Here is a 20,531-nt window from a genome sequence, read left to right as displayed (position 1 = left end):
CAGTCAGGTACATGCAGAACTAGAATCGAAGCGCGGTCAGTGTGGGAGCGGGCTTGCTCGCGAATACGGAGTGTCAGTCACTGAAGTATTCACTGGAAGAACGCATGCGCGAGCAAGCCCGCTCCCACATTTACCGCGGTGTACCCACTTTATTTGGGATACCCGGCCCGCTTCATTTCGCGCTCGGTGGTGGTCTGCGCGGCGGTCAGTGCGGCATCAACGGTTTGCTGGCCGGTCAGTGCCCCCGAGAAGAACTTGCCCACCTGCGTCCCAATCGCCTGGAACTCAGGAATGGTCACCAACTGGATGCCGATATAGGGCACTGGCTTGAGCGTCGGTTGGGTTGGGTCTGCAACTTTCAGCGATTCCAGGGTCACCTTGGCAAACGGCGCCGCCTTCATGTATTCATCGCTGTAGGTGGATTTACGGGTGCCTGGCGGTACGTTGGCCACACCGTCGGTCTTGGCCACCAACTCGCCATATTCCTTGGAGGTCGCCCAGCTGGTGAACACCTTGGCGGCGTCCTTGGCCTTGGAGCTGGTGGGAATCGCCAGGCTCCAGGAGTACAGCCACGAGGTGCCTTTATCGGTTTTTTCGTGGGGAGCAAAGGTGAAGCCGACGTGGTCAGCCACCTTGCTCTGGGTCTTGTCGGTAACAAACGAGCCGGCCACGCTGGCATCGACCCAGATCGCGCACTTGCCACTGTTGAACAGTGCAAGGTTTTCGTTGAAACCGTTGCTGGACGCACCCGGCGGGCCGGATTTCTTCATGTTGTCGACGTAGAAGTTCAGCGCGTCCTTCCACTCGGGCCCGTTGAATTGCGGCTGCCATTTCTCATCGAACCAGCGCGCACCGTAGCCGTTGGCCAGGGTGGTGATCAGCGCCATGTTCTCGCCCCAGCCGGCTTTGCCGCGCAGGCACAAGCCATATTGTTCTTTGGTCTTGTCGGTGAGTTTGCTGGCGAATTCGCCGATCTGCGTCCAGGTCGGATGCTCGGGCATGGTCAGCCCGGCGTCCTTGAACAGGTCGGTGCGGTAGTAGGTGATCGAGCTTTCGGCATAGAACGGCAGGGCGTACAGCGAACCCTTGACCGACAAACCGTCACGCACTGAAGGGAACACATCGTCGAGGTCGTAGGATGCAGGCAGATCCTTCATCGGTTCCAGCCAACCCTTGGCGCCCCACAGTGCTGCTTCGTACATGCCGATGGTCAGTACGTCGAACTGCCCGCCCTGGGTGGCGATGTCCGTGGTCAGGCGTTGGCGCAGCACGTTTTCTTCGAGTACCACCCAGTTCAACTTGATCTGCGGGTGCTCGGCCTCGAAGGTTTTCGAGAGCTTTTGCATGCGGATCATGTCGCTGTTGTTGACGGTGGCAATGGTCAGGGTCTGCGCGCCAAGGCTGACGGCGCTGATAGTCAAGCAGGTAGAGGCAAGCAGAACTTTTGCTGTGAACTTCATCGCGCACTCCTTTTCCGCGCCCGGGGGGCTACAGAAGGACAGTTATTGTTGTTGTGTCTTCCTACAGGGAGTCAGGAAGAGTGTGCGTCGATTACAGCCTTGAAATGGCGATGTGACAAATCCTTGGGCGCACTGGGACTGATACTTTTTTGCACTTCAGTTCAGGTGACTGCTTGAAGCTGGCTTGCAACCGAAAACCTGGCGCCGTCAATAGCGCGGCAGCGCCAGGTCTTTGGAGGTTGAGACGCTACGGTTTAATAGGATTTTTTTTCAAGCGTGGTCAGCTCTTTGATCCACTGTGGGTCCATCGGCTTACGCCATTCACCACGGGTGTAAATTTGCAGGCCTTTTGCGTCCCACTCAGCCATTTTATTCTTCACTAGCTCGGTGTACTCGGATGCCTTGCATGAAATGTCGGCCCAGGGGTCGACGATCCAGGCGTCTTTCCATTCGGCCTGTGAAAAATCAACGGTGGCTTTACCTGCTGAAGCCGGTCCGCCGACAACTGTGAACACGTGGTCGCCTCCTGCCACATACCATTGCTGTGCTTTTCCTCCGCTTTTTTCGATGATGTCTCCGGATAGCAATGCCATTTCCCCACAGTTTCCAGCCCCGGACTTCAAAATCAGGTTTGAATGGTTCAACGCCCCAGGCGGTACGGTCCTGCGCAACCAGCCAATCGTCATATTCGCCGCGTCAGTGCGGGCCTCGTCCGCTCTAGAGCGCATTTGGTTAGCAGGTCCCAGGCCGGTGGCTTTCATGGAACGGTTCACGCTGTCTTGCGTTTGTTGTGCGTAGAATTTGTTTTGCTGCTCAGCGGTCCACGAGGTGAAGTCGGCGGGTTTGGCCAGCGCGGAAACCTGGTTGGGTTTCAAGGCGATATTCGCTTTATCGATCGCTTTGGCCCGCTGCAGCTGATAGACAACCTCGCGTTGCTGTTCCTCGGTCAGCGTTTTGCACTGTGCTTTTAAGTCATCTATATCTTCTTTCAAGTAGCCCGCGCGCTCCAGTTCTTCAAAGGCAGATTTCAATTTCGGCAGCGCAATGAAATTGGCATCAAACGGTAAAGTGGCAGCACCTTGACGAATGCTGAATTTATTCCGGTAAGCAGTCACCATCGGCAGCTCGTTAGGTGTGCATTTGTAGAACGTCAGCTGGCTGCCGGGTTCCTTCTCCAATTGTGCGTAGTAGAACTCGGCGGTATCCGCCTCGATCACCAGGTATTTGGCGGTACTGCCGCGTGCCGGGCCGTTAACGATCACGCCACGCAGTTCACGTTTATCGTCGACGGCATCAGTGATGCGGTTGAGCTTGACCACACGTGTTTCGCGCTCCAGCCCCTCACTGCTTTGTGCGCTGAAAAAGCCGAATTGGGGTTCGTTTTTGAGCGTGCCGGTGATCGTTGGTTTGTAGGTGATGGGCGTGGTCTCAGGCACCGGAATCAATTTTGGCCCCGTGTCTGCGTCGAGCATTTTCCAGCGGCGGCGTTCGAAAACCACAAACTGGTTCTTTCGCAGGAACTTCGGTGCCGAGGGAAACAAGCGCACGTGCTCAAGCGCCTGAAGTTCCTGTTTCAACTCGCCGGATACGTCCTCGGTGACCTTGGTAAAACACGTGTCGTTGGCGCCGCGCTTGATGCGGCCGCCGATACTGGGGGCCGGGCAGAAAGCTTCGAAGCCTTCCAGTGGCTGGTAGTGATCGGCCGACTCCAGATCGCGTAGCAAGCCTGGATTGCGGGAGTCGTAGCGATAAACCTTGCCCTCATTGATCAAGTCGAAGCCATGGGTGCGCGTGATGGTGTACGCGTCTGCGGCCAAAGGTTTTTCGGTAACCAGGGCTTGGGTGCCGTCGGAAAAGGTTTCCTGTTTCACGATCGATGAGGTGTCAGACACAAAACCCTCAAGCGCAGGACCGTAAGCGGCCGCGGTCTTCGCGTCGTAGGCATACCACTGGCCGCCCTGGCGTATGGCTGTGAGTTCGACCCTGCCCTGAGCCCCGGAAAGTGACACGCTGCCATTTGCCATATCCGCTGTCTGCTCAGTGAGCTGGCCATTCTGTAGCCGGCTCAGGGAGCGAGTCGATTGCGTGGTCGTGGCAGCCGTGAAGTCCTTGAGGGCAATCGCTTCCGTTTCTTTAACGCCAAACTTCTCGATAAACCCCGCAGATACCTTGGCAGCCGCCCAGGACGCCGCAGATTTTGCCAAGCTCCACAGATTGCCTGCGCCCTCTGTGGCCATCGCGATCGCGACATCAATGGCAAGGTCTACGGCTGCTTTGAGGAACTGGCCATGATAGAGATCCTCCAGCGTGCTGGCCCCGGGCAAGGAGTGCCACAGCGCTTTGAAGAAGTCACTGGGCTCGGTGGCCGTTTCGAGTGTATTGCTGGACCAATTGCGGTGAAGGTTTACAAACTCGCTTTTATTCAGGTAAGTCGAGTCGATCATGACCTTGGCCAATTTGGAAATTCTGCCGGCCACATAGTTTGGAGAGAACGTGTCATTTTCGTTGTGGGCTGGAAGGGTCACTTCCAACGGCCAAGGTTCGTTATTGTCATTCAGCAGGTGTTGATCAGTGACGCGCAATACAACCTCTGATTTAACCCCTTGCTTGGGTTCCTCGCCGCTTTTGAACGCCTGGGCATCAATGTCGAGGCTGACTTTTTGGCCCAGTGGTGTATTCGGATCAATGTCTGCAATTCTTACGATCTGGCCCCATGTCGGATAAACCGCGAAATCTCTTCTGACCCCGTTGTAATTCGACGTTATCAACATGCCACTGCCACTGCCACTGTGGGTGCCTTCAACATTCAAAAACTCTACGTCGCCATAGAGCAGGCTCTTTTGCTCCTCGACAGGCATTTTTTTGAGCATGTTTTCGAACAACGTCGTGGTGTGCTGTCTGCGGAGGTTGAAATCTTCTTTTATGGCCTTGTCGAATTCATCGTTGATAATCGGAAAGCCAGGCTCTCTGGCTTTTTCACGCAGGCTGTTGAAGTCCACATGATTGCCTTCCTGTATCCATCTTTCATCCAGCCTGCCTGCTTCATAGATCTCTACGAGGCTGTAATGATTACCGGTGATTATGCCGGCGAATTCATTTTCCACCATAAAGCGTTTTTCATAATCAATATCGGCACCGAACTGTTCTCTTAGTACCTTAAGCGCCATATCCCGTCTATTGGGCGCTTCAGTCGTGCTTAGCCAGCGTACCGCTTCGGTGGTGTTATTGATCTGTGTCTGGAGTTTTTGCTGGCTGTCTTTCAACTGTTCCAGGGTGTAGTTGTTCTTGTCGATGTTGTTATGGATGGAGGCCCATTCCAGTAAGGGAGCCATCTGTGCGTAACTTTGTATCTGCGTTTCCAGTGCTGAAACAGGCTGGATGTTGTAATGCCTCATGACCTGCGGGTAGGTCATGTTTGCGCTAGCGCCGGGTGCAGTCCACTCGACCAGGTTTACCGCTGCCGTAAAGTTGAAATACTCTGGGGAGCCAAGCGTTATTTGTTTCGGTACCTCGTTGACCAACAACTGCGGCGCAGCCCCTGACAGCAACACGTATGACGCTATGGGTGCAAGGTGGGCAGGTATATCTTTCTGGGCGGTCAGGTATTGGTCAAATCGGTCGCGGATAGATGAAACGCCGCGCCCGACGTTATCAGGGTCCGTTAAATCCGCACCTGCAACGGTCTTGTGTTGAGTGCCGGCCGTTGGATCAAGCTCCAGTACCAAGGCGGTCAAAAGCCATTGTTTAGCGCTGGATGGGGTCAAGGCGCCTTTCATCTGGGTTTGCAGGTGCTCGGCAAGATCAAGTGCCTTGTCGCTGGTGAGCAGTTGCTCCAAGGCGCGTTCAGGGTTGGTGTCGAGTGTGGTCACCTGGTTGCCGAGGTAGTTGAGGAGGGTGTCGGGGCCTATCGCCTCTTTCACCTCGTTGACCAGTACGTTGCGTTGTTCGGTACTCAACGGCAGTTGTGTTGACAGGAACCCCCAGCGATTGCCCAGGGGTGGGGACTGTGGCATCGGCGTCTGCAAGGCGGCCAGCAAATGGTCAGCGTCTGACCTTGAACGCACTGGGTACCAGTCGTTTTGCGAGATGAAGGTTGCAACCGACGTCGTACCGTCAGGCGGGTAAGAAGAGTCCGGGTCGACCACAAAGTCCTTGGAGCCGCTGTCCGGCGTCCAGTTTTTCAGTTCGTTGATCAGCCCATACCGGTTGTTGCTATCACCCAGTGCGGTTTTTTGCCGGCCCACAAAGGCCACTACGCTTTGTGGATCATCAGGGTGGTCGGGGAACTGTTGGGTACGGCCCATCAGCGCAACCTGTTGTTCGAATTTCGGGCTGCCTGGAAGGTCGCTGAGGTTATAAAAGTTGGCCACCCATTGGTAAGGTGCGCCGCTGGATTCGGCGTTAAACAGTGCGATAGGGTGCGTATCGTTCGCGAATGCCTTTGCCGCGGTCAGCACGGGCTCGAGCACATCAAAGTGTTCGGGATACTGTTTCGCGAAGTCGCGGGTAGTGAAGCGCTGCTCCACTCCCTGCACTTTGCCAACCAGCGCGTTGTCGGTGGGGTCATAGCGCAGGGTCGCGAGGTCAACCCCTTGATTACGTGCCCATTCCTGGAAACCGCGGCCCTGCAGGGCTTTATTCAGGTAGGCCTGCCATTCACCGAACAGGCTGTTGGCCGGTATCGGTTGGATGATTTTTGACGCGGCTTGCTCCGGCTTGGCTTTGAGCTCAAGCATTGCGCGATGAACAGTGGTTGCGAGTTCAACTTCGGCGCGCGCCAAAAGTTCTTCGCGGTTATTTGCAGTTTCCACTGGCGTAGGGCGATTGGCGGTGATGGCGGCGGCCAGGTTTTGAATCGGCGAGAGAGTCAGCGGCGCAGAGGCCAGCATTTTCGTCACGGTGTCCTGGTGTTTGCGTACGGCAACAGACCTGGGATCGTTCAATGATGTGTCGACCAGTGCTTTGAAACTGCTTTTTCGAACCAACTCCAAACCGTGGCTTAGTAACGTCGTGAGTCGGGGGGTGTTCGCTTCTTGTGGTTTTGTGTCTGGTTGAGCGGGCATTTCTTCATTGTAGAAACGCATCACCTCTTCCAGTGTGGCGGTAGACGCAGTGGGGTAGTGCACATCCGCATTGGAGCCCGCAGCCATCTGTTGCACCGCATCCTTTATCGCGTCCCAGACATTGCTCCAGTCTTCCGACACATCGTTGACGGTGAAGGTGGTTTGCACCCGGTTCACGCTGGCAGTCAGGCTTCCATCATTGGGGTTGATGCGCGCAGTCATGGGGTCAACGCCATGCTTCTGCGCAAAATCGCTGAAAGCCGGGCCTGTGAGTGCATTCAGGAGCTGTTGGCGGACCTGATTGAAGGTTGAATATTCTGGAATGGTATCGAGGATAGGCGGTGTTCTATCACGTCCACCATTCAGTTCTGGCACTTGTTTTAGCAGCATCTTGCTGCACTGCCACGCGAGCGCCTTGTCTGCGTTCTGCACTGTCTGGGCCGCTGTCAATGAAGCATGGCGAGCGAGAGGTTGATCCAGTTGTTGCGCTGGCAGATCGACGATGTGTTGCTTGGCGTCCCGTTGACGTTGCTTGACGGGGGCAAATTGGCTCTCGTAGAGCGGATTGGTATTACTCAGCGAAGGGAATGTTCCTTCATGAATCAACTGCCCAATCCTGAACAACGTATCGCCGTTGAAGTCGCGGGAATAATCACTGGGCAGTTGCATGCCATAGAAGTTGGCAACCTGCTCGGGAAGTGCCTGATCCCGCCCGTGAAATCCGAAGCGTTCACCCCCTGGGCCCGCCAGCTTTGTGACGGCTTTGAACACCGCTGATGTGGCTTTTATAAAACTGTTTTCATCGTAATGGCGGATGTCGATGTCCTCGTCCTCCCGCTGTATATAAATGCTCCCGGCGGGGTCAAACACCAAAGATTCAATATCGATGTCATGGGTTTGGGCAAACGACTTGAAGGGTTCCGAGCGCAGCGCATCATCCAGCTCGGCCAGGGCCATGCCAAAGGTGGAGTCGGGCTCGACGGGCACCACATACATCTGGTTTTTTGAGGCAAGTTGTTCAGCGTTAAGCAATGCGTTGATCAGGGTGTAGGCTGTATTGATCGCCATCTCCCCATCACTCTTGTTAACCAGGGTGTCGGCGAATTTGCGCAACAGGGCTTTGCCTGAGTCTTGGGTGGGGGGCGTGTTTTGCAGGTCTCGACGTGAGCGCGATGAAATAGGACGAATGTTCGGCGCACTGTGCGCTGTGCCCCCCAGTATTTCTTTAATCAACTGGCCGTAGCTTTTTTGCGGATTGAGCGCACTTGGCTGGTCAAGAAGTTTCTCTACGTCGGCCCGTACTGCAGAGGCGCTCAGCGGGTCAGGGGTGCTCATTACGCGTTGTTTGATCTGCTCGGCCAGGCTGGGTTGCCCTTTTGCCACGGCAAATCTGAGCAGGTATTCAATATGTAGACGCGTGCTCGCCGGCACGTCAACGGACGGGGTGGAGGGTGTTGGATCTTGTTCGGTGCGCCGATTGAAAAGTCCGATGACGCTGGAGGTGACAGAGGGGGTTGCGCGCTCGACGGGTGGGCGCTGCGTGTCAAAATGTGGAGTGGTCACTGCGGGAGTGGACTGCGAAAGTCTGATCATAGAGGGCCTGGATAGCTGCGAATATGAGAAAGAACTTCCCGTAAACCGGTATTGGAAACTTCCCTCATTGCGTGGCGGCGGGCCGTGTATGAGTTCCTTTTTTGTACCCCCGAAAGGCTATGGCTGCGGTGTTGCGGTTTCAGGCCAGGTTTTGCTCAGTGAGCCGCTGCACCGCCAGGCGTCGGTAGTGGGACGGCGTCATGCCCTTGAGCTGTTGGAAGCGTCGGTTGAAATTGGAGATGTTGTTGAAGCCCGACTCAAAGCACACATCCGTGACGGCTTTATCGCCATCGGCCAGCAATTCGCAGGATTTGCTGATGCGCAGGCGATTGACAAACTCGATAAACGTGCGGCCCGTGGCCTGTTTGAACACTCGCGAGAAATACGTGGGTTTCATCCCCAGGTAATCCGCCACTTCCTCCAGCGGCAACTCGCGCGCGTAGTGGGCAAAGATGTAGTCCACCGCGCGGTTGGTACGGTCGATGCTGTGTTCGTCAGCCAGTTGCGGCGTGGTCACGCCAGACAGCAACTGGTAATCCTCACAAGCACTGAGCACTTCCAACAGGATAAAAAAGTGCCCCAACCGTGCCATGCCCTGGGCATCCTCGATGCGCTGCATCAAGGCCATGGCCTGGGCGATGGTCTTTTTGCAGCGGAACTCGATGCCGTATTGGGCACGTTCCAGCAGCGGCGCCAGGCTCTTGAGCTCGGCGAAGATCTGGCTGCCGTTTTCCAGCAATTCATCGGTGAAGTTCACCAGCATGTCGCGCTTGGGCACCACTTCGTCTTCTTCAACCTGGCTGATCCAGTTGTGGGGCAGGTTGGGGCCGGTGAGGAACAGGCTTTCCGGATAGAAATTGCCGATATAGTCGCCGATAAACACCTTGCCGGAGCTGGCGACGATCAGGTGCAGCTCGTATTCCTTGTGGAAATGCCAGCGCACCAGCGGGCAGGGGAAGCCGTGCTGACGATAGATGATGGACAGACCGTTGTGATCGTCCATCAGCTCGTAGGAAGGGTCGGTGATGCGCGTTGCTCGGGTCATGCTGCCGTCGCTTTATTGTTGGTTGCGACCCGAATAATGCCCCTATGCGTGTAAGCCTGCCAGCGCCGATGTTTATACGGTGCGGTTTTTCGCCTCGATCCACTGGGACATGTACTGGGTACTTTTATGGGCGTGATGGCGCAGCATGCCGCCGGTGAAGTTGTCGCGGCGATGGGCTTGGAGGCGGCTGCGGCACTGCGCCAGGCAGGCCACCAGTGCCGGGGCGTGGAGGGCGGTGTCGTAGCGACTTGCCAGCAATCGACGCCCCTGTTCCTGGGCCTCGGTCCAACGCGCGCGGTCCTGATACAGCGCCACGGCAGCAGCGGCCAGGGCAGGTGCGCTGTGGGCGATCACGCCTGGCCAGGCTTGCCTGTCGCCCATGGCCTCGGCGCCAATCGGCGTGGTGATGTTCGGCGTGCCGCAGAGCATTGCATCCGCCAGCTTGCCCTTGATACCCGCGCCAAAGCGCAGCGGCGCCAGGCAGATGCGTGCTGCGCCCATTACTTGCAGCGCGTCTTCGGCCCAGTTCATTACATGAAAACCCTGCGCCGGGTTGTGCAGCGCGGTGGCCTTGGGCGGCGTGTAGGCGCCGTAGATGTGCAGTTGGGCGCCCGGCAGCTGCTGGCGGATCAGCGGCCACAGGCTGTTCTTCATCCACAGCACCGCGTCCCAGTTGGGCGCGTGGCGGAAGTTGCCGATGCTGAGGAAATGCGCGCGGTCTTCAAACGGGGTGAAGGGCGCGGCCGGTGCGTCAAGCATCAACGGGCACCAGTGCAGCAGGGCCGCCGGCACCTTGAAGTGTTCGGTGAGCAGGCGGATTTCCGCGTCGGAGATCATCAGGCTGATGTCGCAGCGGTAAATCGCCGCGATCTCGCGCTTGGCGATATCGGTGTCGGCCATCAGCTGGAATTCTTCCTCCAGCGCCGGGGCGAACAGGGCGCTGAAGTCGTCGCTGTCGGGATGGGCCTTGAGGTGGTCCTTGAGGCGCTGCTGGCGCGCGTCGCGCAGGCTTTGCAGGTCGCTGGTTTCCAGCACGCGCAGGGCGTCGGGGCAGTGTTTTTCAACGCGCCAGCCGAATTGCTCTTCCATCATGAAACGGTCGAACAGCACGATGTCCGGGGCCAGTTCGCGGATAAAATCGTCGAAGCTGCTGTTATTGAGTTCGATGGCGCATTCGCTGATGCCGAGTATTTGCAGGTCGGCCTTGTGTTCGCCAAGCGCGGCAGGGCTGCTGAAGGTGATATCCCAGCCTTGCGTAAGGAAACTCTGCAATATTTGCATCATGTGTCCGCCAGCGGCCGAGGAGCGCGGCTCCGGCCAGACATAACCAATGACCAGGACTTTGGTGGCGGGCTGATTCATCAACAACGACTCTCTTGAAGGGCAGGCGAAAAGCGCGCAATTAAACCACAACCCCACCGATGAGAATTTGTGTCTGGCGGTAGGTAGCCACCGCGCTTTGTGGTTAACTTCGGCCTCTCGAATTCGTTTAACCCAAATAGCATAAGGATTCCGTTCATGGCTCAAGTCACCCTCCGTGGTAACCCTGTCCAGGTTGAAGGCCAATTGCCGCAAGTTGGCACCCCGGCGCCCGATTTCACCCTGACTGCCGGCGATCTGTCGGATGCAACCCTGGCGACCTTTGCCGGCAAGCGCAAAGTGCTGAACATCTTCCCAAGCGTCGACACCCCGACCTGCGCGACCTCGGTGCGCAAGTTCAACGCCCAGGCCAACGAGCTGAACAACGCCGTTGTCCTGTGCATCTCCACCGACCTGCCGTTCGCCCAGGCGCGCTTCTGCGGTTCCGAAGGCCTGGAAAACGTGAAGAACCTGTCTGACTTCCGTGACGCGGCGTTCGCCGTTGACTACGGTGTCGCGATTGCTGATGGCCCGCTGAAAGGCCTGACCGCTCGCGCTGTCGTGGTACTGGACGAAAACGATAACGTCCTGCACAGCGAACTGGTCGCCGAAATCGGCCAAGAGCCAAACTACGATGCAGCCCTGGCTGTGTTGAAGTAACTGTTTCGGCGCATTGCTGTCGCTTGGCAGTAACACGCGTGCTACATGATTGCGGCCTGGCCTAGTCCAGGCCGTTTTCATTTAAGGGTCAACCGCTTAGCTGAATTAGCGGATGGACTAAAGTCAGAAGTTAAAAGTTGTAAGCCCAAGGTAAATAGCCGGTAAAGGCGCTTCTCTAAACGCGCTCCAGTGCTTATCTTTCAGCCTCCCGAAGAAGAAGCTCTCGCGCCCAATGGTTGATCAATCCATGCAATCCTCCCCCCGTAAATCCCGCCGCTGGCTGTTCGGCCTGCTCGTGCTGCTGGTCATCGCCGGCCTGTGCTGGAAATTCTGGCCCGCCAGCCACAAGGACGCCGCCGCACAGGCGCCGGCCGGGCGTGCTGGCAAGTCGGGGATGATGCGCCCGGGCTTTGGTGGTGCCACGGGGCCGATCCCGGTGCGTGTCGCGCCTGCGGTAGTCGGTGATTTCCCGGTGTATTACAAGGCGCTGGGGACCGTGACGGCGCTCAACACCATCAATGTGCGCAGCCGGGTGGGCGGCGAGCTGATCAAGATCGCCTTTGAAGAAGGGCAGATGGTCAAGGCCGGCGACCTGCTGGCAGAGATCGACCCGCGCAGCTACCAGAACGCCTTGCTCCAGGCCCAGGGCACGCTGCTGCAAAACCAGGCGCAGTTGAAGAACGCCCAGGTGGATGTGGAGCGTTATCGCGGCCTGTATGCCCAGGACAGTATCGCCAAGCAGACCCTGGACACCGCCGAAGCACTGGTCCTGCAATACCAGGGCACGGTCAAGACCAACCAGGGCGCGGTGGACGACGCCAAGCTCAACCTTGAATTCACCAAGATCCGTGCGCCTATCGGTGGTCGTGTCGGCCTGCGCCAGGTGGATGTGGGCAACCTGGTGGCGGCCAACGACACCACGTCGCTGGCGGTGATCACCCAGACCCAGCCGATCAACGTGGCCTTCACCCTGCCGGAAAACACCCTCGACACGGTGCTTGCCCGCTATCACGCCGGCAACAAGCTGCCGGTGGAAGCCTGGGACCGTGGCGACGTCAAGAAGCAGGCGGCCGGCGTGCTGCAAAGCCTCGACAACCAGATCGACGTCACCACCGGAACCCTGAAGTTCAAGGGCCGTTTCGATAACAAGGACCAGGTGCTGTTTCCCAACCAGTTCGTCAATGTGCACTTGCTCGCCGACACCCTGCACAACGTTGTGCTGGCGCCGTCCGCGGCGATCCAGTTCGGCAACAACGGCACCTTTGTCTACAAGCTCGATGGCGACAAGAAGGTCAAGATCCAGCCGCTGGTAGTCGGTGACACCGATGGCGACAACACCGTGATCAAGCAAGGCCTGGTGGCGGGTGACCGCGTGGTACTGGAAGGCACCGACCGCTTGAAGGACGGCAGTGAAATCGAAGTGGTCAACGACAGCAGCGAAGTGTTGACCACTGCGACCGAACACCTGCAAGGCAAGCCTGCGGCGAAAGGGGAGACCGGCACCACCGCCGGCAAGGCGCAAAAGGTCGGTTCATGAACCTGTCGCGGCTGTTTATCCTTCGCCCGGTCGCCACCACGCTGAGCATGCTGGCCATTGTGTTGGCCGGCATCATTGCGTATCGCCTGCTGCCGGTTTCGGCGCTGCCCCAGGTGGATTACCCGACCATCCGCGTGATGACCTTGTACCCCGGCGCCAGTCCGGACGTGATGACCAGTGCCGTCACCGCGCCTTTGGAGCGCCAGTTCGGCCAGATGCCCGGCCTCACGCAGATGGCGTCCACCAGTTCCGGTGGCGCGTCGGTGCTGACCCTGCGCTTCAACCTCGACGTCAACATGGACGTCGCCGAGCAACAGGTGCAGGCCGCGATCAACGCCGCTACCAACCTGTTGCCCAAGGACTTGCCCGCGCCGCCGGTGTACAACAAGGTCAACCCGGCGGATACCCCGGTGCTGACCCTGGCCGTCACCTCCAAGACCATGCTGCTGCCCAAGCTCAACGACCTGGTCGACACCCGCATGGCGCAGAAAATCGCGCAGATCAGTGGCGTCGGCATGGTCAGTATTGCCGGCGGCCAGCGCCAGGCCGTGCGTATCAAGGTCAACCCCGAGGCCCTGGCGGCCAACGGCTTGAACCTGTCGGACGTGCGCACCCTGATCGCTGCCTCCAACGTCAACCAGCCCAAGGGCAACTTCGACGGCCCGACCCGCGTGTCGATGCTTGACGCCAACGACCAGTTGGTCTCGCCCCAGCAATACGCCGAGTTGATCCTGGCGTACAACAATGGCGCGCCGTTGCGTCTGAAGGACGTCGCACAGATCGTCGACGGCGCCGAAAACGAACGCCTCGCTGCCTGGGCCAACGAAAACCAGGCCGTGCTGCTCAATATCCAGCGCCAGCCTGGCGCCAACGTGATTGAAGTGGTCGACCGCATCAAGGCGCTGCTGCCAAGCATCACTGACAACCTGCCGGCCGGCCTCGATGTGCTCGTGCTGACCGACCGCACCCAGACCATCCGCGCCTCGGTCACTGACGTACAACACGAATTGCTCATCGCCATCGCCCTGGTGGTGATGGTGACCTTCCTGTTCCTGCGTCGGTTCAGCGCGACGATCATCCCGTCCATCGCCGTGCCGCTGTCGCTGGTGGGCACGTTTGGGGTGATGTACCTGGCCGGTTTCTCCATCAACAACCTGACGTTGATGGCCCTGACCATCGCCACCGGGTTTGTGGTGGACGATGCCATCGTGATGCTGGAGAACATCTCGCGCTATATCGAAGAGGGCGAGACCCCGCTGGCGGCGGCACTCAAGGGCGCCAAACAGATTGGCTTCACCCTGATCTCCCTGACCCTGTCGCTGATCGCGGTATTGATCCCGTTGCTGTTCATGGCCGACGTAGTGGGGCGCTTGTTCCGCGAATTTGCCATCACCCTGGCGGTGGCGATCCTGATTTCCCTGGTGGTGTCCCTGACCCTGACGCCGATGATGTGCGCACGCCTGCTCAAGCGTGAACCCAAGGAAGAGGAACAGGGCCGCTTCTACAAGGCCAGCGGAGCATGGATCGATTGGATGATCGAAGCCTATGGCCGCAAGTTGCAGTGGGTGCTCAAGCACCAGCCGCTGACCCTGCTGGTGGCCATCGCCACCCTGGGCCTGACCGTGTTTCTGTACCTGGTGGTGCCCAAGGGCTTTTTCCCGGTGCAGGACACCGGTGTGATCCAGGGCATTTCCGAAGCGCCGCAGTCGATTTCCTTTGCGGCCATGAGCCAGCGCCAGCAGGCGTTGGCCAAGGTCATCCTGGCCGACCCGGCGGTGCAAAGCCTGTCTTCCTATATCGGCGTGGATGGCGACAACGCGACCCTCAACAGCGGTCGCCTGCTGATCAACCTCAAGCCCCACGGCCAGCGCGACTTGAGTGCGGCCGAGGTGATCACCCGCCTGCAACCGCAAATCGACAAGCTGGTGGGCATCCGCCTGTACATGCAGCCGGTGCAGGACCTGACCATCGAAGACCGCGTGAGCCGTACCCAGTACCAGTTCAGCATGTCGTCGCCAGACGCCGATTTGCTGGCGCTGTGGAGTGACAAGCTGGTGCATGCCTTGAGCCAGTTGCCGGAACTCACTGACGTCGCCAGCGACTTGCAGGACAAAGGCTTGCAGGTGTTTCTGGTGATCGACCGCGATGCGGCCTCGCGCCTGGGCGTGACGGTCTCTACCATCACCGACGCGCTGTATGACGCCTTCGGCCAGCGGCAGATTTCCACCATCTACACCCAGGCCAGCCAGTACCGCGTGGTGTTGCAGGCCCAGTCCGGCGAAACCCTCGGCCCGGACGCGCTGAACCAGATCCACGTGAAGACCACCGATGGCGGCCAGGTGCGCCTGTCCAGCCTGGCCCGGGTCGAGCAGCGCCAGGCGCAGTTGGCGATTGCCCATATCGGCCAGTTCCCGGCGGTGATGATGTCGTTCAACCTGGCCCCCGGCGTCGCGCTGGGCAAAGGCGTGGAACTGATCAACCAGACGCAGAAGGACATCGGCATGCCGGTGGGCGTGCAGACCCAGTTCCAGGGCGCGGCCCAGGCGTTCGAGGCGTCGTTGTCGAGCACCTTGCTGCTGATCCTGGCGGCGGTGGTGACCATGTACATCGTGCTTGGCGTGCTCTACGAGAGCTATATCCACCCGATCACCATTCTTTCCACCTTGCCGTCGGCGGCGGTGGGCGCTTTGCTCGCTTTGCTGCTCAGTGGCAATGACCTGGGCATGATCGCGATCATCGGCATCATTTTGCTGATCGGTATCGTGAAGAAGAACGCGATCATGATGATCGACTTCGCCCTCGACGCTGAGCGCAATCAAGGCCTGGACCCGCAGACCGCGATCTATCAGGCCGCGCTGCTGCGTTTCCGGCCGATCCTGATGACCACCCTGGCGGCCTTGTTTGGCGCGGTGCCGTTGATGCTGGCCACCGGTTCCGGCGCAGAGTTGCGTCAGCCATTGGGCCTGGTGATGGTCGGCGGCTTGTTGGTGAGCCAGGTATTGACCCTGTTCACCACACCAGTGATCTACCTGTATTTCGACCGCCTTGGCCGTCGCTGGCGCAAAGAGCCGCAAAGCCTGGAGCCGGTTGAGTCATGAACCTGTCCGGACCTTTCATCCGCCGCCCCGTCGCCACCATGCTGTTGAGCCTGGCGATCATGCTGCTGGGCGGTGTGAGCTTCAACCTGTTGCCGGTGTCACCGCTGCCGCAGATCGACTTCCCGGTGATCGTGGTCTCGGCCAGCTTGCCCGGGGCCAGTCCCGAGGTGATGGCCTCCACTGTGGCGACGCCGCTGGAGCGCTCGTTCGGCGCAATTGCCGGCATCACCACCATGAGCAGCAGCTCCAGCCAGGGTTCGACGCGGGTGATCCTCGCGTTCGACTCCGACCGCGACATCAACGGCGCGGCGCGGGAAGTGCAGGCCGCGATCAACGCCTCGCGCAACCTGCTGCCCAGCGGTATGCGCAGCATGCCGACCTACAAGAAGATCAACCCGTCCCAGGCGCCGATCATGGTGCTGTCGCTGACCTCGGACGTGTTGCAGAAGGGCCAGTTGTACGACCTGGCCTCGACCATCCTGTCGCAAAGCCTGTCCCAGGTGCCGGGCGTGGGTGAAGTGCAGATCGGCGGCAGTTCCTTGCCCGCGGTGCGTATCGAACTCGAACCCAAGGCCCTGGATCAATACGGTGTGGCCCTGGACGATGTGCGCAACACCATCGCCAACGCCAACCAGCGGCGGCCCAAGGGCTCGCTGGAAGACAGCGAGCGCAACTGGCAGATCCAGGCCAACGACCAGTTGGAAAAAGCCAAGGACTACGAGCCGCTGCTGATCCGCTACCAGAATGGCGCGGCCTTGCGCCTGGGCGATGTGGCCAGGATCAGCGACGGCGTGGAGGACCGCTACAACAGCGGTTTCTTCAACAACGATGCGGCGGTGCTGCTGGTGATCAACCGCCAGTCCGGCGCCAACATCATCGAGACCGTCAGGCAGATCAAGGCGCAGTTGCCGGCGTTGCAGGCGGTGCTGCCGTCCAGCGTTAAATTGAACCTGGCCATGGATCGTTCGCCGGTGATCACCGCAACCCTGCATGAAGCCGAAATGACCCTGCTGATTGCCGTGGCCCTGGTGATCCTGGTGGTGTACCTGTTCCTCGGCAATTTCCGCGCCTCGCTGATTCCAACCCTGGCGGTGCCGGTGTCGCTGGTGGGCACCTTTGCGGTGATGTACCTGTTCGGTTTCTCGCTGAACAACTTCTCGCTGATGGCGCTGATCCTCGCCACCGGGCTGGTGGTGGACGATGCCATCGTGGTGCTGGAGAACATTTCCCGGCATATCGACGAGGGGGTGCCGCCGATGAAGGCGGCGTACCTGGGTGCCAAGGAGGTCGGCTTTACCTTGCTGTCGATGAACGTGTCGCTGGTGGCGGTGTTCCTGTCCATCCTGTTCATGGGCGGGATCGTCACCAACCTGTTCCGCGAGTTTTCCATCACCTTGTCGGCGGCGATCATCGTTTCGCTGGTGGTGTCGCTGACCCTGACCCCGATGCTCTGCGCGCGCTGGCTCAAGCCACATGTCAAAGGCCAGCTGAGTGGGTTGCAGCGCTGGAGCCAGAAGGTCAATGACCGCATGGTCGCCGGCTACGCTACCAGCCTCGACTGGGCGTTGCGCCATCGCCGCCTGACGCTGCTCAGCCTGTTGATCACCGTGGGGGTGAACATTGCGCTGTACGTGGTGGTGCCGAAGACCTTCATGCCGCAACAGGACACTGGGCAGTTGATCGGTTTTGTGCGCGGCGATGATGGGCTGTCGTTCAACGTGATGCAGCCGAAGATGGAGACCTTCCGCGTAGCGGTGCTCAAGGACCCGGCGGTGCTCAGCGTGGCGGGCTTTATCGGCGGCAACAACGGCACCAATAACGCGGTGATGCTGGTGCGCCTCAAGCCGATCAGTGAACGCAAGGTCTCGGCCCAGGCGGTGATCGAGCGTCTGCGCAAGAACGTCCCGTTGGTGCCGGGCGGGCGCCTGTTCCTGATGGCTGACCAGGACCTGCAGTTCGGCGGCAGCCGCGACCAGACCAGCGCGCAGTATTCCTACATCCTGCAAAGCGGCGACCTGGCCGCGTTGCGCCTGTGGTATCCGAAAGTGGTCAGCGCCTTGCGCGAGCTGCCGGAACTTACCGCCATCGACGCCCGCGAGGGGCGTGGCGCGGCGCAGGTCACGCTGGTGGTCGACCGCGACCAGGCCAAGCGCCTGGGTATCGATATGAATATGGTCACCGCGGTGCTGAACAACGCCTACAGCCAGCGGCAGATTTCCACCATCTACGACAGCCTGAACCAGTATCAGGTGGTGATGGAGGTCAACCCGAAATACGCCCAGGACCCGATCACCCTCAACCAGATGCAGGTGATCACCTCCAGCGGGGCGCGGGTGCCGTTGTCGACCATCGCGCATTATGAGAACAGCCTGGCCGACGACCGTGTCAGCCACGAAGGCCAATTCGCTTCCGAGAACATTGCCTTCGACATGGCACCCGGGGTCACGGTCGAGCAGGGCACGGCGGCCATTGAGCGGGCGATCGCCAAGGTCGGTTTGCCGGAAGATGTGATCGCCAAGATGGCCGGTACCGCCGATGCGTTTGCGGCGACCCAGAAGGGCCAGCCGTTCATGATCCTCGGCGCGCTGGTGGCGGTGTACCTGGTGCTGGGCATTCTGTATGAAAGCTACATTCACCCGTTGACGATTCTTTCGACCTTGCCGTCGGCAGGTGTCGGCGCCATGCTCGCCATCTACCTGACGGGAGGCGAGTTCAGCCTGATCTCCCTGTTGGGCCTGTTCCTGTTGATTGGGGTGGTGAAGAAGAACGCGATCCTGATGATCGACCTGGCGTTGCAGCTGGAGCGCAATGACCGCATGGGGCCGCTCGAATCGATTCGCAGTGCCTGCCTGCTGCGTTTGCGGCCGATCCTGATGACCACCCTGGCCGCCATCCTCGGCGCCTTGCCGCTGCTGCTGGGTGCCGGCGATGGCGCGGAAATGCGCCGTCCCCTGGGCCTGACCATTATCGGCGGCCTGGTGTTCAGCCAGATCCTGACCCTTTACACCACCCCGGTGGTTTACCTCTATCTCGACCGCGCGCGCCACCGCTTCAACGCCTGGCGCGGCGTGCGTACCGATGCTGCCCTGGACACTGCGCTATGACCGATTCAACCTTTGCCCGATTGGCCCTGTTGCGGGGCTCCCGCGTGGCGAGCCTGGTGCTCTGCGGCGCGTTGCTCAGTGCCTGCGCCGTCGGTCCCGACTACAAACGCCCGGACGTGGTCGAGCCGGCACAATTCAAGGAAGCCCAGGGTTGGCGCCAGGCGACCCCAAGCGACTCCTTGGCCCGTGGCGCCTGGTGGGAGTTGTACGGCGACCGCCAGCTCAATGAGCTGGTGCTGCGCCTGAACAGTGCCAACCAGACTGTGGCCCAGGCCGAAGCGCGCTTTCGTCAGGCCCAGGCGCTGGTGCGCAGTTCCCGTGGCGCGTTTTACCCCACGGTTGACCTGAGCGCCGGGAAAACCCGCGCCAGCCAGGGTACCGGCAGCAGCAGCGCCAGCCTGAGCAGTTCCAGCAGCGGTATCCGTGACACCCTCAATGCTCAATTGGGTGTGAGTTGGGAGGCGGACATCTGGGGTAAATTGCGCCGTGGCCTGGAGGCCAACGAGGCCAGCGCCGAAGCCAGCTCGGCGGACCTGGCGGCGATGCGCCTGAGCCAGCAGTCGGAACTGGTACAAAGCTACCTGCAGTTGCGCGTCATGGACGAACAGACGCGCCTGCTGCAAGCGACCCTGGAGACCTATCAACGCTCCCTGCAAATGACCGAAAACCAATACCGCGCCGGTGTGTCCGGCAAGGACGCAGTGGCTCAGGCGCAAACCCAGCTCAAGTCGACACAGGCCAGCCTGATCGACCTGATCTGGCAGCGCGCCCAGCTGGAAAACGCCATCGCGGTGTTGATCGGCGAGGCTCCGGCCAACTTCAAGCTGGCGGTGAGCAATGATATTCCCGCGTTGCCGCAGATCCCGGTGAGCCTGCCGTCGCAGCTGCTGGAACGGCGCCCGGACATCGCTTCGGCCGAACGCGCGGTGATCGCCGCCAACGCCAATATCGGCGTGGCCAAGGCCGCCTATTATCCGGACCTGACCCTGAGCCTGGCCGGTGGTTACTCCAGCAGCACCTACGCCGACTGGATCAGCCTGCCAAACCGCTTCTGGTCGGTGGGGCCCAAACTCGCCATGACCCTGTTCGACGGTGGCCAGCGCTCGGCGGAAGTCGACCGCACCGTCGCCAGCTATGACGAGACCGTGGCCAAGTACCGCCAGACCGTGCTGGATGGTTTCCGCGAAGTGGAAAACTACATGGTCCAGCTCAAGGTGCTGGAAGACGAGGCGGTGGTCAGCAACGAGGCGCTGGAGGCCGCGCGTGAGTCGCTGCGCCTGACCCAGAACCAGTACAAGGCCGGGTTGATTGCCTACCTGGATGTGGTGCAGGTGCAAGCGACGGCCCTGAGCAATGAGCGCACCGTGCTGACCCTGTTGCAGACGCAACTGGTGGCGAGTGTGCAATTGATTGCGGCGTTGGGCGGCGGTTGGGACGGGAAAACCGCGTTTGACGCAAAGGATTAACGGCAAACATGGACTAAATGTGGGAGCTGGCGTGCTCGCGAATGCGGTGTGTCAGTCAACGGATTCATTGGCTGATCCAGCGCCTTCGCGGGCAAGCCCGCTCCCACAGTTGATGGGTGTTGATGGGGCGTCAGTGCTCTGCTGGA

Annotated in this window: 9 protein-coding genes; 5 read left to right on the top strand and 4 right to left on the bottom strand. The window is 59.7% G+C overall.

Annotated features, from left to right (window positions below; all coding sequences use genetic code 11):
* Positions 1 to 149: 149 nt before the first annotated feature.
* From LIY36_RS21845 to LIY36_RS21830, 4 genes are all read right to left on the bottom strand, one after another.
* Positions 150 to 1,460, bottom strand: coding sequence for an ABC transporter substrate-binding protein (locus tag LIY36_RS21845; RefSeq protein WP_192299620.1), 1,311 nt, complete (start codon positions 1,458 to 1,460; stop codon positions 150 to 152).
* A gap of 254 nt (positions 1,461 to 1,714) precedes the next feature.
* Positions 1,715 to 8,116 carry a hypothetical protein gene (locus LIY36_RS21840; RefSeq protein WP_226457119.1) on the bottom strand — a complete coding sequence of 2,134 codons (6,402 nt, stop codon included), beginning with the start codon at positions 8,114 to 8,116 and terminating at the stop codon, positions 1,715 to 1,717.
* A 139-nt stretch (positions 8,117 to 8,255) separates the two neighbouring features.
* Positions 8,256 to 9,161 (bottom strand): AraC family transcriptional regulator, encoded by a 906-nt coding sequence (locus LIY36_RS21835; protein ID WP_192299618.1) that lies wholly within the window; start codon positions 9,159 to 9,161, stop codon positions 8,256 to 8,258.
* Between the two features lie 72 nt (positions 9,162 to 9,233).
* The gene (locus LIY36_RS21830) at positions 9,234 to 10,523 is read right to left on the bottom strand and encodes a glycosyltransferase (RefSeq protein WP_226457118.1); all 1,290 of its coding nucleotides are present in this window, start codon (positions 10,521 to 10,523) and stop codon (positions 9,234 to 9,236) included.
* A gap of 156 nt (positions 10,524 to 10,679) precedes the next feature.
* Between LIY36_RS21830 and tpx the strand changes: the two genes are divergently transcribed.
* The 5 genes from tpx (at position 10,680) to LIY36_RS21805 (ending at position 20,385) form a co-directional block, all read left to right on the top strand.
* The gene (gene tpx / locus LIY36_RS21825; RefSeq protein ID WP_226457117.1) at positions 10,680 to 11,180 is read left to right on the top strand and encodes a thiol peroxidase; all 501 of its coding nucleotides are present in this window, start codon (positions 10,680 to 10,682) and stop codon (positions 11,178 to 11,180) included.
* Positions 11,181 to 11,412: 232 nt separating this feature from the next.
* Entirely contained in the window at positions 11,413 to 12,717 is a 1,305-nt protein-coding gene (locus tag LIY36_RS21820) for an MdtA/MuxA family multidrug efflux RND transporter periplasmic adaptor subunit (protein WP_226457116.1), read from the top strand.
* Positions 12,714 to 15,815: an MdtB/MuxB family multidrug efflux RND transporter permease subunit gene (locus LIY36_RS21815; RefSeq protein WP_192299614.1), complete on the top strand. Its 3,102-nt coding sequence runs from the start codon at positions 12,714 to 12,716 to the stop codon at positions 15,813 to 15,815. Before LIY36_RS21820 ends, LIY36_RS21815 begins: the two co-directional genes overlap by 4 nt.
* Positions 15,812 to 18,919 carry an efflux RND transporter permease subunit gene (locus LIY36_RS21810; RefSeq protein ID WP_226457115.1) on the top strand — a complete coding sequence of 1,036 codons (3,108 nt, stop codon included), beginning with the start codon at positions 15,812 to 15,814 and terminating at the stop codon, positions 18,917 to 18,919. Before LIY36_RS21815 ends, LIY36_RS21810 begins: the two co-directional genes overlap by 4 nt.
* A complete protein-coding gene (locus LIY36_RS21805) occupies positions 18,916 to 20,385 on the top strand; it encodes an efflux transporter outer membrane subunit (protein ID WP_192299612.1) in 1,470 nt (489 codons plus the stop codon). Before LIY36_RS21810 ends, LIY36_RS21805 begins: the two co-directional genes overlap by 4 nt.
* Positions 20,386 to 20,531 lie beyond the last annotated feature (146 nt).

It is taken from the genome of Pseudomonas sp. AF03-9, assembly GCF_020515815.1.
GTDB lineage: Bacteria > Pseudomonadota > Gammaproteobacteria > Pseudomonadales > Pseudomonadaceae > Aquipseudomonas.
This window is presented reverse-complemented; position numbering and strand designations above follow the sequence as displayed.